This window comes from Streptomyces sp. NPDC002206 (assembly GCF_053593595.1).
Window position 1 is genome coordinate 309,407 of sequence record NZ_JBSFCW010000003.1, and the last position, 14,682, is coordinate 324,088.

The 14,682-nt window shown below is 71.0% G+C and carries 12 protein-coding genes; 5 read left to right on the top strand and 7 right to left on the bottom strand.

From position 1 onward, the window contains the following. The first annotated feature begins 450 nt into the window (after positions 1-450). Positions 451-3,336: a glycoside hydrolase family 2 TIM barrel-domain containing protein gene (locus ACWCP8_RS09555; protein ID WP_451115131.1), complete on the top strand. Its 2,886-nt coding sequence runs from the start codon at positions 451-453 to the stop codon at positions 3,334-3,336. Between the two features lie 225 nt (positions 3,337-3,561). Beyond that, complete coding sequence (locus tag ACWCP8_RS09560) at positions 3,562-4,497, top strand: RluA family pseudouridine synthase (RefSeq protein ID WP_352266480.1); 936 nt, start codon at positions 3,562-3,564, stop codon at positions 4,495-4,497. 12 nt (positions 4,498-4,509) lie between these two features. On the opposite strand, the gene ACWCP8_RS09565 is transcribed toward ACWCP8_RS09560, so the two are convergent. The 4 genes from ACWCP8_RS09565 to ACWCP8_RS09580 form a co-directional block, all read right to left on the bottom strand. Further along, complete coding sequence (locus ACWCP8_RS09565; protein WP_356002177.1) at positions 4,510-5,139, bottom strand: MBL fold metallo-hydrolase; 630 nt, start codon at positions 5,137-5,139, stop codon at positions 4,510-4,512. Then, positions 5,139-6,224 (bottom strand): S-(hydroxymethyl)mycothiol dehydrogenase, encoded by a 1,086-nt coding sequence (locus tag ACWCP8_RS09570; RefSeq protein WP_352266482.1) that lies wholly within the window; start codon positions 6,222-6,224, stop codon positions 5,139-5,141. The genes ACWCP8_RS09565 and ACWCP8_RS09570 overlap by 1 nt, the downstream gene beginning before the upstream one ends. 172 nt (positions 6,225-6,396) lie before the next feature. Next, positions 6,397-8,040 carry an amidohydrolase gene (locus ACWCP8_RS09575; protein ID WP_451115134.1) on the bottom strand — a complete coding sequence of 548 codons (1,644 nt, stop codon included), beginning with the start codon at positions 8,038-8,040 and terminating at the stop codon, positions 6,397-6,399. A 44-nt stretch (positions 8,041-8,084) separates the two neighbouring features. Next, positions 8,085-9,638 (bottom strand): APC family permease, encoded by a 1,554-nt coding sequence (locus ACWCP8_RS09580; RefSeq protein WP_451115136.1) that lies wholly within the window; start codon positions 9,636-9,638, stop codon positions 8,085-8,087. 52 nt (positions 9,639-9,690) lie between these two features. Here ACWCP8_RS09580 and ACWCP8_RS09585 point away from each other — a divergent pair, with 52 nt between their 5' ends. Beyond that, the gene (locus tag ACWCP8_RS09585; RefSeq protein WP_352266485.1) at positions 9,691-10,419 is read left to right on the top strand and encodes a TetR/AcrR family transcriptional regulator; all 729 of its coding nucleotides are present in this window, start codon (positions 9,691-9,693) and stop codon (positions 10,417-10,419) included. Positions 10,420-10,487: 68 nt separating this feature from the next. Here ACWCP8_RS09585 and ACWCP8_RS09590 read toward each other — a convergent pair whose 3' ends face one another. After that, positions 10,488-11,189 (bottom strand): FadR/GntR family transcriptional regulator, encoded by a 702-nt coding sequence (locus ACWCP8_RS09590; protein WP_352266486.1) that lies wholly within the window; start codon positions 11,187-11,189, stop codon positions 10,488-10,490. Between the two features lie 144 nt (positions 11,190-11,333). On the opposite strand from ACWCP8_RS09590, the gene ACWCP8_RS09595 reads away from it, so the two are divergent. Together ACWCP8_RS09595 and ACWCP8_RS09600 are read left to right on the top strand one after the other, a co-directional pair. Next, positions 11,334-11,843 carry a gluconokinase gene (locus tag ACWCP8_RS09595; RefSeq protein WP_352266487.1) on the top strand — a complete coding sequence of 170 codons (510 nt, stop codon included), beginning with the start codon at positions 11,334-11,336 and terminating at the stop codon, positions 11,841-11,843. Positions 11,844-11,854: 11 nt separating this feature from the next. Further along, entirely contained in the window at positions 11,855-13,252 is a 1,398-nt protein-coding gene (locus tag ACWCP8_RS09600) for a GntT/GntP/DsdX family permease (protein WP_326602718.1), read from the top strand. Here the strand turns inward: ACWCP8_RS09600 and ACWCP8_RS09605 are convergent. Together ACWCP8_RS09605 and ACWCP8_RS09610 are read right to left on the bottom strand one after the other, a co-directional pair. Next, the gene (locus ACWCP8_RS09605; RefSeq protein ID WP_352266629.1) at positions 13,249-13,884 is read right to left on the bottom strand and encodes a cytochrome b/b6 domain-containing protein; all 636 of its coding nucleotides are present in this window, start codon (positions 13,882-13,884) and stop codon (positions 13,249-13,251) included. The two genes, ACWCP8_RS09600 and ACWCP8_RS09605, sit on opposite strands and share 4 nt — an antisense overlap. Positions 13,885-13,897: 13 nt before the next feature. Then, a complete protein-coding gene (locus tag ACWCP8_RS09610) occupies positions 13,898-14,563 on the bottom strand; it encodes a molybdopterin-dependent oxidoreductase (RefSeq protein ID WP_356007041.1) in 666 nt (221 codons plus the stop codon). Between the last annotated feature and the right edge of the window lie 119 nt (positions 14,564-14,682).

Here is a 14,682-nt window from a genome sequence, read left to right on the forward strand (position 1 = left end):
CACGACTTCTCCTTCGGCACTCAGGGCGGCCCGTCCGTCGGCAGACATCGCCGCCGGGCGGGCCGCTGAACCGGCAGTCGCTTGCGGGAAGGGCGTTGCGGCGTCACCGCACCGTCCTGCCGGGAGCAGAAGCGAGCCTTTGCGCACCGCACCATCTTCCCCAGGAAGGGAACACCGAGCGCGGCGAGCGGCCCTGACCCGGCGCGCAGAGCGGTCCGGGCGGGGCGGGAATGTCACGCAACCGGGCCAATGACGCGCCCGGCACGCCCGACGCTGCCGGCCGCGCCGACGGTCCCGCCCGGAGCCCCGCTTCCGCGCGCCGACGCCTTGCGCACCCCTGGCTGCCCTGGCCGCTTCTCCGCCCGGTGCCGCTCTCCGCCCCCTTGTTGAAACGGTTCATCCCTGGCTAACGTCCAGCAGCGAAGCGGGCGTTGCCGAGCAAGGAGAATCATGAGCCGTACGGACAGCCACTCTCTCCCCTGGCACATGGACGTGTCTCCCGGATCGGGCGGACTGCCGCCCCGGTCCTGGTATGCGGGGTCGGACGCGCTGCGGATGTCGTTGAACGGGGAGTGGCGGTTCCGGCTCTCGCCGACCGCGACCGCCGAGGACGCGTCGTTCGCACGGTCCGGGTTCGACGCCTCCGGCTGGGAAACGGTCGCGGTGCCCGGGCACTGGGTACTGCAAGGGGTCGGCGGAGCGCCCGCGTACACCAATGTCGTCTACCCGTTCCCGGTCGACCCGCCGCTCGTTCCGACCGAGAACCCGACCGGTGACCACCTGCGGACCTTCGATCTCCCCGACGGATGGCCGGCGGACGGCGACGTCGTACTGCGGTTCGACGGGGTGGAGTCCGCCGCCCGGGTCTGGCTCAACGGCGAGGTGCTGGGGGACTTCAAGGGGTCGCGGCTGCCGCACGAGTTCGCGGTCGGCGGCATCGTGCGGGCCGAGGGCAACGTCCTGGCCGTCCGCGTGCACCAGTGGTCGTCCGGGAGCTATCTGGAGGACCAGGACCAGTGGTGGCTGCCCGGGATCTTCCGGGACGTCACGCTGCTGCACCGGCCACAGGGTTCGCCCCGGGACTTCTTCGTGCACGCCGGCTACGACCACCGCGCCGGGGCCGGGACCCTGCGGGTGGAGTGCGACGGGGCCGGGGGCCGGGTGGTCGTGCCCGAGCTGCGGGTCGACGTCGCGACGGGTGAGGCGGTGACCGTGCCGGTCGAGCCGTGGACCGCCGAGACGCCCCGGCTGTACGACGGCGAGCTGGTGACACCGGGCGAGCGGATCCCGTTGCGGATCGGCTTCCGTACCGTCGTCGTCGAGGACGGGGTCGTCCAGGTCAATGGCCGGCGCGTGCTGTTCCGTGGGGTGAACCGGCACGAGTTCCATCCGGAGACCGGGCGCGCCGTGGACGCGGAGACGATGCGGCGGGATCTGGTGCTGATGAAGCGGCACCACATCAATGCCGTACGGACCAGCCACTATCCGCCGCATCCGGCGTTTCTGGATCTCTGCGACGAGCTCGGGCTCTGGGTGATCGACGAGTGCGATCTGGAGACTCATGGCTTTGTCGACCTGGAGTGGCGCAACAACCCGGTCGACGACGAACGGTGGACCCCGGCGCTCCTCGACCGGGCCGCGCGGATGGTCGAGCGCGACAAGAACCACGCGTCGTTGATCATCTGGTCGCTGGGCAACGAATGCGGGTCGGGGCGCGGACTGACCGCGATGGCCGAGTGGATCAAGGGCCGGGATCCGGACCGGCTGGTGCACTACGAGGGCGATCTGTCCTGCAAGGACGTCGACCTTTACTCGCGGATGTATCCGACGCACGCCGAGGTCGAGCTGATCGGGAAGCGGGCCGAGGAACCGTGGGGCGATCCGGAGCTGGACGCCCGGCGGCGCGCCATGCCGTTCATCATGTGCGAGTACGGGCACGCGATGGGCAACGGCCCCGGCGGGCTCAGCGAATACCAGCGGCTCTTCGAGCAGTACGAGCGCTGCCAGGGCGGGTTCGTCTGGGAGTGGATCGACCACGGTCTCGCCCACCCGGAGCACGGCTTCGCTTACGGCGGGGACTTCGGCGAGGAACTCCACGACGGCAACTTCGTCTGCGACGGACTGCTCTTCCCCGACCGCACTCCCTCCCCCGGGCTGATCGAGTACAAGAAGGTCATCGAGCCGCTACGGATCGAGGCCGGGACGTCGGCGGGCACGGTCAGGATCGGTAACGGGTACGACTTCGCAGGGCTGGACCACGTGGAGTTCGTCTGGTCGCACGAGGTGGACGGCGAGATCCGCGGCGCGGGCCCGCTCACCGTGCCCGACCTGGCACCCGGAGCCCACACCGAGGTTCGGCTCCCCGGGGACGGCGCGGGCGTATGGACCGTGCGGGCACTGCTCGCCGAGGACACCGCGTGGGCGGAGCGCGGGCATGTGGTGGCGTGGGGGCAGGTGGAGGTCGATGCGGCGGTCCCGGCCGCGGCCGCGGTGGGCTCGCGTCCGGAGACGGGTGAGGGGACGGTCACGCTCGGGCACGGTGTCTTCGACGCGCGGAGCGGGGCGCTGGTGCGGCTCGGGGGCGTGCCGGTTCAGGGGCTGCGGCTCGATGTGTGGCGGGCGCCGACCGACAACGACAACGGTGCGGCCTGGCAGCCGGACGAGCGGTACGGGCTGCGGTGGCGGGAGTTGGGGCTGCATCGGATGCACCATCGGATCGACGCCGTGGAGGTGGGCGAGGACTCGTTGACCGTACGGACGTGGGTGGCGCCCGCGGGGGTGGACCTGGGGCTGCGTACGGCGTACCGATGGACCGCCGACGGGGAACGGCTCGGGCTCACCGTGTCCGTGGCACCCGAGGGCGACTGGCGGGTGCCGCTGCCCCGGCTCGGGGTCCGGTTCGGGCTGCCTGCCGCGTACGGCGGGGCTCGGTGGTTCGGCGGCGGCCCCGGCGAGGCGTACCCGGACACCCGGGCCGCGTCGGTGCTCGGGCGGTGGGAGATGCCCGTGGACGCGATGCAGACCCCGTACGTCCGGCCGCAGGAGAACGGCGCGCGGGCCGGCGTCCGGTGGGCGGAGCTGACGGACGGCGGCGGTGCGGGCCTGCGGGCCGAAGGGCGTGCGCCGTTCTGGTTCACCGCCCGGCGGTGGACGAGCGAACAGCTGGATGCGGCGGAGCATCTGCCGGATCTGATGGCCGGGGAGACCGTCTGGGTCAATCTGGATCACGCGGTGCAGGGCATCGGTTCGCAGTCGTGCGGGCCGGGCGTGCTGCCGCAGTACCGGCTCGACGCGGCCGCGGCGGAGTTCTCGTTCGTGTTCTCGACCGTGGAGTGAGCAGGAGGTGAGCAGGGCCCCGTTCCTCCTCGGTGGCCGCGGGGGCCGAGCGCATCGGCTGCGGCCACCGAGGAGAGGGCGCTGCCGCCCGTCCGATGCCGGTGGAGCGTGCCCGCACAGCCGTCGGTGACCTGCGCCGACGCTGTGACAGGATTGCCGCACCATGACCACCAGCACCTCGAGCCGCCGCGCCCCGGACGCCGATGAGCAGGCAGGGCCTGCGCGGTGAGAGGCCGCGCGAAGCCTCCGTCGGCGCCTCTCCCGCAGCGGGACGGGATCGACCCGGTCAGGGTGCGGCTCCCCGAGGATCCGGGCGAGGAGTGGGCGACGGTCCGCGATCATCTGCTGGCGCGGTTCGCCGGTGCGATCGGGGCGGACCGGGTGGACGCCATGTTCGCCGAGGGCCGGTTCGTCTCGGTGCAGGGGCCCGTGGCCCCCGACGAGCCGTACACGGCAGGCCGTTTCCTCTGGTTCCACCGGGACTTCGCGCCCGAGGAGCCGGTGCCGTTCCCGGTCGGTGTGGTGTACCGCGATGCCCGGCTCGTCATCGCCGACAAGCCGCACTTCCTTGCCACGACACCGCGCGGCAGGCACATCACCGAGACGGCCGTGGCGCGGCTCCGCCGGGAGCTGGGGCTGCCGTCGCTGCAGCCCGCGCACCGTCTGGACCGGCTGACCGCGGGCCTGGTGCTCTTCGTCGTACGGCCCGAGGACCGGGGTGCGTACCAGACGCTGTTCCGGGACAAGCTGGTGCGCAAGGAGTACGAGGCGGTGGCACCGTACGCCCCCTCGATCGCCTTCCCCCGTACGGTACGGAGCCGGATCGTCAAGGAGCGCGGGGTGATCGCCGCCCGGGAGGAGCCGGGCGAGGCGAACAGCGAGAGCCGGATCGAACTGCTGGAGCACCGGGAGGGGCTGGGTCGCTACCGGTTGCTGCCCGCCACCGGACGGACCCATCAACTGCGGGTGCACATGAACAGTCTGGGGCTGCCGCTCGTCCACGATCCGGTCTATCCGGTGATCGAACCGGAGGGTGCGGCGGACGACTGGACGCGTCCGCTGCAACTCCTGGCCCGGGTCCTGGAGTTCACCGATCCGGTCACGGGCGAGCCGCGCCGCTTCGAGAGCGGGCTGCGGCTGTCGGCATGGCCGGACCGGTGAGACCCGGCGCGGTCAGTGGCCCCGGGCGATCCATTCGTCCAGGTGGGGCGCCTCCGTGCCGATCGTGGTGGAGTCGCCGTGTCCGGTACGGACGGTGGTCTCCGCCGGCAGCGCGAGCAGCCGGTCCCTGATCGACTCGACGATCGTCGGGAAGTGCGAGAAGGACCGTCCGGTGGCGCCGGGGCCACCCTGGAAGAGCGTGTCCCCGGTGAAGACGGTGGCCAGCTCGGGGGCGTACAGACAGACCGCACCCGGGGCATGACCGGGCGTGTGCAGGACCTGGAGCGTGGTCCCGGCGATCTCCAGCTCCTGGCCCTCGGCCAGTTCGGCGTCGGGGGTGCGGTGCGGGTGGGTCTGCTTCCACAGCGGCAGATCGTCGGGGTGCAGCAGGATCGGTGCACCGGTGGCGTCGGCGAGGTCCGGGGCCGCGTCGATGTGGTCGTTGTGCGCGTGCGTGCAGACGATGGCGCGCAGCGTACGGCCGCCCAGCGCGGCCTCGATGGCAGCGGCGTCATGGGCGGCGTCGATGACGATCGCCTCGGTGTCGTCGCCGACGATCCAGACGTTGTTGTCGACGTCCCACTCGCCGCCGTCGAGGGCGAACGTGCCGGACGTGACGAGGTGGTCGATGCGGGCGGTCATCAGAAGACCACCACCGAGCGCAGCACGTCGCCGCCGTGGATCCGGGTGAAGGCCTGCTCGATGTCGCCGAGTCCGATGGTCTCGGTGACGAATGCGCCGAGATCGATCCGGCCCTGCTGATGCAGGTCGATGAGCATCGGGAAGTCGCGCGAGGGCAGGCAGTCGCCGTACCAGGAGGACTTGAGTGAGCCGCCGCGGCCGAACACGTCGATCATCGGAAGTTCGAGCTGCAACTCCGGTGTGGGGACGCCGACCAGGACGACGGTGCCGGCGAGGTCGCGGGCGTAGAACGCCTGCTTGTACGTCTCCGGGCGGCCGACCGCCTCGATGACGACGTCGGCGCCGTTGCCGCCGGTCAGGGAGCGGATCGCCTCGACCGGATCGGTGGAGCGGGAGTTGACGGTGTGCGTGGCACCCATCTTCTTCGCCATGTCCAGCTTGCGGTCGTCGATGTCCACCGCGATGATCTTCGCCGCGCCTGCCAGCCGCGCGCCGACGACGGCCGCGTCGCCGACGCCGCCGCAGCCGATGACGGCGACCGAGTCGCCGCGGCCGACCTCGCCGGTGTTGATGGCGGCGCCGATGCCCGCCATGACGCCGCAGCCGAGCAGCCCGGCGACGGCCGGGGAGACCTCGGGGTCGACCTTGGTGCACTGGCCCGCGGCGACCAGGGTCTTCTCGGCGAACGCACCGATGCCGAGCGCGGGCGACAGCTCGGTGCCGTCCAGCAGCGTCATCTTCTGGCCGGCGTTGTGGGTGTTGAAGCAGTACCAGGGGCGGCCGCGCAGACACGCCCGGCACTGCCCGCAGACCGCACGCCAGTTGAGGATGACGAAGTCGCCGGGCTCGACGTCCGTGACGCCGTCGCCGACGGACTCCACGATGCCCGCGGCCTCATGGCCGAGCAGGAACGGGAAGTCGTCGTTGATGCCGCCCTGCTTGTAGTGCAGGTCGGTGTGGCAGACGCCGCACGCCTGGATCTTCACGACGGCCTCGCCGGGGCCGGGGTCCGGGATCACGATCGTCTCGACCCGTACCGGCTCGTTCTTCCCCGGTGCGATGACCCCTTGTACCTGCTGCGCCATACCGCGGTCTCCCTTTTCGTGACGGTCCGGGCTTCTGTGACGTGCGACCGATGCCCGGTGATCGAACGCGGACAACCGTACGCGGTGGGTGGGTGTCACGGCAGCGGTGGCGCGGTGGCGCGCGGCAGGGCGGCCCCACCGGAGATTCCTCGGGGGCCGCCCGCCGGTTGTGTCAGGCCTCCGTGTCGTGGACCCGACGTCCGCCGACGTATGTCTGGAGGACGCGGGTGGCGCCGATCTCCTCGGGCGGGCCCGCGTACACGTCGCGGTCCAGGACCACCATGTCGGCGAGGGCTCCGGCACGGATGGAGCCCGTGTCGTCCAGGTGGTTCACATGGGCCGATCCTGCCGTGTACGCGGCGATGGCGGCCGTGAGTCCGATGCGCTCCCCGGGCAGGAAGACCGGTCCCTCGCCGTCCGGGGCGATCCGGTTGACCGCCGTGTGGATGCCGTGCAGCGGTTCGGCGCTGCTGACCGGCCAGTCGCTGCCCGCCGCGACGGTTGCGCCGGACCGCAGCAGCGCGCCGAACGGGTACTGCAGCGCGGCGCGTTCGTCGCCGAGAAAGGGGATGGTCAGCTCGTCCATCTGCGGTTCATGGGCGGCCCACAGCGGCTGGATGTTGGCTGTGGCACCGAGCTCGCGGAACCGCGGGATGTCGTCGGGGTGGACGATCTGGAGGTGGGCGAGGTGGGGCCGGGTGTCGGTGCGGCCGTTGGCGGTGCGGGCGGCCTCGACGGCGTCGAGTGCCTCGCGCACGGCGCGGTCGCCGAGGGCGTGGAAGTGGGTCTGGAAACCGAGGGCGTCGAGTTCGGTGACGTACCGGCGCAGCTCGACGGGGTCGACGAAGCTGGTACCGCTGTTGGCGGTGGCGCAGCCGCAGGCGTCGAGGTACGGGGTGAGCAGGGCGGCGGTGCCCGTCTCGGCCACCCCGTCCTGCATGATCTTCACCGAGCCGGCCCGGAACCGTCCGCCTGTCAGCTCCTTCCGCCTGGCGACGAGTTCGGGTATCTGCTCGGCGCCGCGCTCGCGGTCCCACCACAGGGCGCCGACGACACGGGCGGTGAGCGATCCGTCGAGGGCTGCGGTCAGATAGGCGTCGGACGCATCGTCCATCGAGCCGTAGACGCCGACGATGGCGTCCTGCCAGGCGGTGATCCCGTACGAGTGGAGGAGGCGCTGGGCGCGGAGCAGGGCGCTGAGCCGGTCGGCGGGCGTGGAGCGCGGGGTGTGCTGGGCGACCAGGTCCATGGCGCCCTCCTGGAGGAGTCCGGTGGGCTCGCCCCGGTCGTCGCGTTCGATGCGGCCGTCGGCCGGGTCGGGGGTGTCGCGGGTGATGCCGGCGAGCGTCAGGGCGCGGGTGTTGACCCAGGCGCCGTGGTGGTCACGGTTGACCAGGAAGACGGGGCGGTCGGGTACGACGGTGTCGAGCCGGTCCCGGGTCGGGCTGCCGCCGTCGAAGGCCTCCATGGACCAGCCGCCGCCGGTGATCCACTCCTGGTCCGGATGGCTGTCGGCGTAGGCCCGTACCGCGGCGAGGGTGTCCGCCGCGGTACGGGACTCCGTGAGGTTGCACTGCGCGAGTTCGAGGCCGGCGGTGACCGGGTGGATGTGCGCGTCCTGGAAGCCGGGAACGAGCAGCCGTCCGGAGAGATCGACGACTTCGGTCCTCGGGCCGATCAGTTCACGCACCTCGTCGTGGCCGACGGCGGTGATGCGGTCGCCGGTGACGGCCACCGTGGTGGCGCGGCTGCGGGCCGGGTCCATGGTGAGGACGGGGCCGCCGGTGAGGACGAGATCGGCGGGGGTGTGGTGCATGGGTGGTTCCGTTCCGTGGGAGTCGTGGGGTGGCGCGCTCGGGGTCAGGCCGCTTCGATGACCGCGGGTTCGGCCGGGGCGAGGGAGCGGCCCGTGACGAAATACGGGGACTTCCTTACCCACTTGGCCCAGGCCGCCGCACCCACGCCGGACAACAGCATGGCCGCCGGGCAGAAGAGCATGAACCAGCCGTTGTCCGGGCTGATCGCGAAGTGGTCGGCGGAGGTGTAGAAGGACCAGCAGAGATAGCCGCCGAGGCCGAGCAGTACGACGGCGCTGAGCACCGGGAGTACGACGGCACGCAGCGCCTCGGACGGGCTTTCGCGCAGCAGGCCGCGGAAGCGGGCGGCGGCGGCCAGCGCGGTGAGCGCGTAGTAGACCGAGACGACGACGCCGATCGCGTTGACGGAGGCCAGGATCAGGTCGCCGACCTTCGGGATGACCAGGGACAGAACCGCGACGGCGGCGGCGACACAGCCGATCGCGACCGTTCCGGCCGCCGGTGTGCCGAACCGCGGGCTGACCTTGGTCCAGAGCGGGCCGAGCGTACGGTCCCGGCTCATCGCGAACATGCCGCGCACGGTCGGGATCACACCGGACTGGAGGGAGGCCACGGCGGAGAAGGTGAGGGCGATCAGCGGGAGCGCGGCGAGCGGCTGGTCGGCGAGCCGGTCGCCGAAGTAGGTGAGCCCCTGCGCGCCGTGACCGGTCAACTCGTCCAGGGAGAGGACGCGTTGGAAGGCGAAGGAGCCGAGGAGGAAGAGGCCGAGCATGGTGAAGAGGGTGATGAGCCCGGCCCTGGAGGCGTCCTGCGGGTCGCGGACCTCCTCATTGACGCTGAACGAGGACTCGAATCCCCAGTAGCAGAAGACCGAGAGGAGAAGCCCCTGGGCGAGCTGCTGTCCGGAGGGGATGGTGAACGGGTTGATCCAGTCCAGGCTGAACGGGTGCGGGCCGACGACCAGTCCGTACCCGCAGAACCCGAGCAGCACGACGTACTCGAAGACGAGCAGGTACTTCTGCAGATTGGCGGCGGACCGGATGCCGGTGATCGCGGTGAAGGTGACGGCGATCAGGACGGCGATGCCGAGGGCGGTCGACTGGGCGGTGGAGTCCGGGTCGAGGTGGAGCCCGGCGAGGGTGTGCAGCCCGCCCTCGCCCGCGAGTTGGAGCAGGGCGGATCCGGTGACCGTCGTGGTGTACGAGAGGAAGACGACCGTGGAGACGATGCCGATCCAGCCGACGAGGAAACCGAGCCAGGGGCTGAGGGAGCGGCCGACCCAGACGTAGCCGCTGCCCATGTTCGGCTCGACCCTGTTGAGCCGGGAGTAGGCGCTCGCGATGCCCAGGATGGGCAGGAATCCGAGCAGCATGATGATCGGCAGATGGAGGCCGACGGCGCCCGCGGTGACGCCGAGACCGATGCCGATGCTCGTGGTTGCGGCGGTGGAGGACGCGGCGATGGCGAAGCCGTCGACGACGCCGAGGCTCTTCCTGAGGGACGCGGCTCCTGGTGGGTCGCTGCCGTAGGGGGTGGGTGAGTCCGTCACGGTGGCTCCTTCGCCGAGGGGCGCTCTTCGGCCCCGATGGCGGCACATCGAACTCCTCGGGGGTTCCACACGTCAACGCTGTTGTCATAAGGTGCGCCGCATGAGTGCGAGCGAGCGGGTGGTGGCGGAGGGGGCGCGGCGGCGCAGGCGTCCCACCAAGCAGGGCACGGTGCTGTCGGAACAGCTGATCGTGGAGACGGCGCTGCGACTGATCGGCGAGCACGGGGCGGCGGCACTCACCGTGCGCCGGCTCGGCGCCGCCCTGGGGTGCGATCCGAGCGCGATCTACCGGTACTTCCGGGACACGGACGAGCTGCTGCTCGCGGTGGCCGACGAGCTGATCGGCCGTACGCTGTCGGGCTGGCGGGCGACCGGTGACTGGCGGGCCGACCTGCGTGACCTGGGGTTGCGCATGCATGCCGACTATCTGGCGCATCCGCAGGCGGCCCTGCTGACATGTGCCCGGGTCACCGGCCGTACGCACGAGATCCAGGCAGTGGAGACCATCCTCGGGATTCTGCGCGGGGCGGGCTTCCCGGACGGCGAGGCGGTGCGGATCTACCACGTGTTCGTCGACCAGACGCTGTCGTTCGCGGCGCTGGACGCGTCGACGCTGGTGCTGTCGGAGCGGGCCCGTGCGCTGGAGGTGCAGACGTGGCCGCAGACGTATGCGCGACAGGAGCGGACCACGCATCCGCACATCGCGGCGACCGCGTCGGTGCTGGTGGCGGAGATGGGCCGCAGCGGCTATCCGGCGGCGCTGGAGATGATGCTCGCGGCGGCCGCGGCGCGGCTGCAGCATGTGACAGCGAGCCCGTCCGGTGCCTGAAGCCGGGCCCGCCGGACCTCAGGGTGCGGTGGACGACCAGCTCGTGCACGGCGCCTTGATGAACGGCCTCAGGGCGCGAGGACGTCCAGCTCGTGCAGGGCGCCCACGGCGATCTCCTTCGTCAGCCGCTCCGACTCGACCGCGTCGCCCTCCCGCACCGCCGCCGCGAGCCGTACGTGGAGTGTGACCGCCGCCGGGTCGGGGTCCTCGAACATCACCTGGTGGTGGGTGCGCCCCGCCAGGACCTCGGCGACGACGTCCCCGAGCCGCGCGAACATCTCGTTCCCGGAGGCGTTGAGCACGATCCGGTGGAACGCGATGTCGTGTTCCAGATAGCGCTCCAGCTGCTGACCGCGTGAGGTCGCGACCATCCCGAGCGCGCATTCGGTGAGGGCCGCGCACTGGTCCGGCGTGGCGTGGCGTGCCGCGAGCCCCGCCGCGACCGGTTCGATCGCCGAGCGCAGCACGGTCAGGGAGCGCAGCTGGCGCGGCCGGTCGGTGCCCGCCAGTCGCCACCGGATGACCTGCGGATCGTAGACGTTCCAGGCCTCGGTCGGCTGCACGGTCACACCGACCCGGCGCCGGGACTCGACCAGGTGCATGGACTCCAGGACGCGGACCACTTCGCGTACGACCGTGCGGGAGACGTCGAAGCGCTGGGCGAGCTCGTCGGTGCGCAGAACTTGGCCCGGCGGGCAGTCCCCCGCGGCGATCTCCAGGCCCAGGGTGTCCAGCACGTGTGTATGCAGCCCGGGGCCCTGTGTGGTCATGCACAAAGCCTACGGGGCGCCCTCGAGGAACAAAAAGTACGACGTTTATGTCACAGCATCTTGAATAAGTCGTACGTATAGGTTTCAGTAGCGCGACGGACCGATGTCGAGGAAGACGTCGACGGAGACAGCGAGGCACCACCAATGAGCACCCCCCACGTCGTCGTGGTGATGGGCGTAGCAGGGACCGGCAAGACCACGATCGGCCCCCTGCTAGCAGCCGAACTCGGCGTTCCGTACGCCGAGGGCGACGACTTCCATCCCGCGGCGAACATCGCCAAGATGTCGGCCGGCATCCCGCTGGACGACTCCGACCGGTGGCCCTGGCTCGATGCGATCGGGCAGTGGGCGCACGGCCGGGCCGGACTCGGCGGCGTCGTCAGCAGTTCGGCGCTGAAGCGGGTCTACCGCGACCGGCTGCGGGCCGAGGCCCCCGGGGCCGTCTTCCTCCATCTGACCGGCGACCGCGCCCTCATCGAGGAGCGGATGGCTGAGCGCAAGGGCCACTTCATGCCGACCGCACTGCTCGATTCGCAGTTCGCCACCCTGCAGCCGCTGCAGGACGACGAGGCCGGCGTCGCCGTCGATGTGTCCGGCACCCCCGAAGAAATCACCCAGCGAGCCGTCGCCGCGTTGCGCCGGCTCGAAGTCTAAGGATCATCACCGTGACCAGTCTCAGCGTCGAGATGCTGGCAGCGGACGCCGTCGAACCCATAACTTCGGCCGGTAACGCACAGCTGGGCATCGCCGTTCTGGCGGGCATCGCCGTCATCGTTCTGCTCATCACCAAGTTCAAGTTGCATGCCTTCCTGGCGCTGACCATCGGATCACTCGCGCTCGGCTCCTTCGCCGGCGCCGCCCCCGCCAAGACGATCGCCAGCTTCACCGCCGGCCTCGGCTCCACGGTCGCGGGTGTCGGTGTCCTGATCGCGCTCGGCGCCATTCTGGGCAAGCTGCTCGCCGACTCAGGCGGCGCGGACCAGATCGTCGACACGATCCTCGCGAAGGCGAGCGGGCGAGCCATGCCGTGGGCCATGGTGCTGATCGCCTCCATCATCGGTCTGCCGCTCTTCTTCGAAGTCGGCATCGTGCTTCTGATCCCGGTGGTGCTGCTCGTCGCCAAGCGCGGCAACTACTCCCTGATGCGTATCGGTATCCCGGCGCTCGCCGGCCTCTCCGTGATGCACGGGCTGATCCCGCCGCACCCCGGCCCGCTGGTCGCGATCGACGCCCTCGGCGCCAACCTCGGTGTGACGCTGGCGCTCGGTGTGCTGGTCGCCATCCCGACGGTGATCATCGCGGGCCCGGTCTTCTCCCGGTACGCCGCCCGCTGGGTGGACATCAAGGCGCCGGAGAAGATGATCCCGCAGCGCCCGTCCGAGGAGCTGGAGCACCGTCCCAGCTTCGGCGCCACGCTGGCGACCATCCTGCTGCCCGTCGTGCTGATGCTGGCCAAGGCCCTCGTCGACATCGTCGTGGACAACCCGGAGAACCACGTCCAGCGGGTCACCGATGTGATCGGCTCGCCGCTGATCGCCCTTCTCGCGGCCGTCATAGTCGCCATGTTCACGCTGGGCCGGGCCGCCGGTTTCACCAAGGCGCGGCTCTCCACCACCGTCGAGAAGTCCCTCGCCCCGATCGCGGGTGTGCTGCTGATCGTCGGTGCGGGCGGTGGCTTCAAGCAGACCCTCATCGACGCCGGTGTGGGCCAGATGATCCTGGACTTCTCCAAGGACTGGTCGATCCCGGCGCTCCTGCTGGGCTGGCTGATCGCCGTCGCGATCCGGCTCGCGACCGGCTCGGCGACCGTGGCCACGATCTCGGCGGCCGGTCTGGTCGCCCCGCTCGCCGCCGACATGTCGACGTCGCACGCGGCGCTGCTGGTCCTCGCCGTCGGTGCGGGCTCGCTCTTCTTCAGCCACGTCAACGACGCCGGTTTCTGGCTGGTGAAGGAGTACTTCGGGATGAGCGTCGGCCAGACGGTGAAGACCTGGTCGGTGATGGAGACCATCATCTCCGTGGTCTCGCTGGCCTTCATCCTGCTGCTGTCGCTGATCCTCTAGCCGGACAGCCCCTGGCGACGCGCCGGATCATCGTCCGGCCCGTCGTCGGATTCCCCCCACAGCGGGTGTTCCGTCCGCGCCCAATGGCGCTCGACCGACCCGGTACGCATGCCACGGCGTGCCTCCGGGTCGGCGAGCGCCATTGCCATGTGTCCGGCCAGCACGATCCCGATCGCGAGCGCCAGCCAGTCGTGCACGAAGGTGGCGCCGGTACGCCACATCAGCGGGGCGAGACCGGTGAACCACATCAGCACCCCGGTGCCGATCATGACCAGCACGGCGCCGGCGATCCAGGCCGCGTACAGCTTCTGACCCGCGTTGAACTTCCCGGCCGGGCGGGACCCGGGCCGGTGGTCACGGCGGCGTACCGCCCGTAGCCACACCCGGTCGTGCGGTCCGAACCGGTTGAACCGGGACAGGTCGGCGCGCAGCGCCCGGGAGACGAGACCGGCCAGCAGCGGTACGGGGATCAGCAGCCCGGACCATTGGTGCACGGTGACCACGAGATGGCGGCGGCCGACCAGTTCGGCGAGCTGGGGTACGTACAGGCAGGCCGCGGTCGCCACGCACACCAGCATCAGCCAGGCCGTGGTGCGGTGCACCCAGCGCTCCGCACTGCTGAAGCGGTGCATCCACCCGGCGGGGTCAGCCGGTGGGGTCGTCGTCGCGGCCGTTGGACCGCCCGACCCAGGCATCGACGTCATAACCGAGTTCCTCCCAGTAGCCGGGCTTCACGGAGTCGGTGACGGTGATCCCGGAGAGCCATTTCGCCGACTTGTAGAAGTACATCGGGGCGACATAGAGGCGGACCGGACCGCCGTGCGAGTGGGCCACCGGCTTGTCCTGCATGCGCAGGGCGACCAGCACATCGGGGCGCCGTGCCTGGTCGAGGGTGAGGCTCTCGCTGTACGTGCCGTCGAAGCAGGTGAAACGGATCGCCTTCGCTCCGGGCCGCACCCCGGCCGCGTCCAGCAGCGCGGAGAGCCGGACGCCCTCGAACGGGGTCCCGGGGACCCGCCAGCCGGTGACGCACTGGACGTCCCGGACCAGCCTGGTCTGCGGCAGGGCGCGGAGCCGGTCCAGGGTGTACGTGGCGGGCCGGTCGACGAGGCCGTCGACCGTCAGACGGTAGTCGGCGGCGCTCTTCCTCGGTACGGACGAGGCGACGGAGTAGTAGCGGAAGCCGCCGCCGTTGGGCAGCAGCCCGGTAAGGCCGGTGGGGTCCTTGTCGGCGACCGCGCCGAGCCCGGATTCCATCACCCGCTGGAGGGCGGGCGCCGCCACGACTGCGGCGGCGCCGACCCCGAGCATGGTCAGGACCAGGCGGCGGCCGACGGGTGTGCCTTCGGCATCGGGAGGGCGACTGTTCACCCGCCCATTCGAGCACCCGCAGCCGCGCGCCACCAGGGGCTGCGGGTGTCCGTCACACT

Bases quoted from the DNA above. Each gene is read 5' to 3' on its own strand.
- ACWCP8_RS09555 (WP_451115131.1), top strand. From the start codon at position 451: ATGAGCCGTACGGACAGCCACTCTCTCCCCTGGCACATGGACGTGTCT.
- ACWCP8_RS09565 (WP_356002177.1), bottom strand. From the start codon at position 5,139: ATGACCGCCCGCATCGACCACCTCGTCACGTCCGGCACGTTCGCCCTC.
- ACWCP8_RS09570 (WP_352266482.1), bottom strand. From the start codon at position 6,224: ATGGCGCAGCAGGTACAAGGGGTCATCGCACCGGGGAAGAACGAGCCG.
- ACWCP8_RS09575 (WP_451115134.1), bottom strand. From the start codon at position 8,040: ATGCACCACACCCCCGCCGATCTCGTCCTCACCGGCGGCCCCGTCCTC.
- ACWCP8_RS09580 (WP_451115136.1), bottom strand. From the start codon at position 9,638: ATGTGCCGCCATCGGGGCCGAAGAGCGCCCCTCGGCGAAGGAGCCACC.
- ACWCP8_RS09585 (WP_352266485.1), top strand. From the start codon at position 9,691: ATGAGTGCGAGCGAGCGGGTGGTGGCGGAGGGGGCGCGGCGGCGCAGG.
- ACWCP8_RS09590 (WP_352266486.1), bottom strand. From the start codon at position 11,189: ATGACCACACAGGGCCCCGGGCTGCATACACACGTGCTGGACACCCTG.
- ACWCP8_RS09595 (WP_352266487.1), top strand. From the start codon at position 11,334: ATGAGCACCCCCCACGTCGTCGTGGTGATGGGCGTAGCAGGGACCGGC.
- ACWCP8_RS09605 (WP_352266629.1), bottom strand. From the start codon at position 13,884: ATGCACCGCTTCAGCAGTGCGGAGCGCTGGGTGCACCGCACCACGGCC.
- ACWCP8_RS09610 (WP_356007041.1), bottom strand. From the start codon at position 14,563: ATGCTCGGGGTCGGCGCCGCCGCAGTCGTGGCGGCGCCCGCCCTCCAG.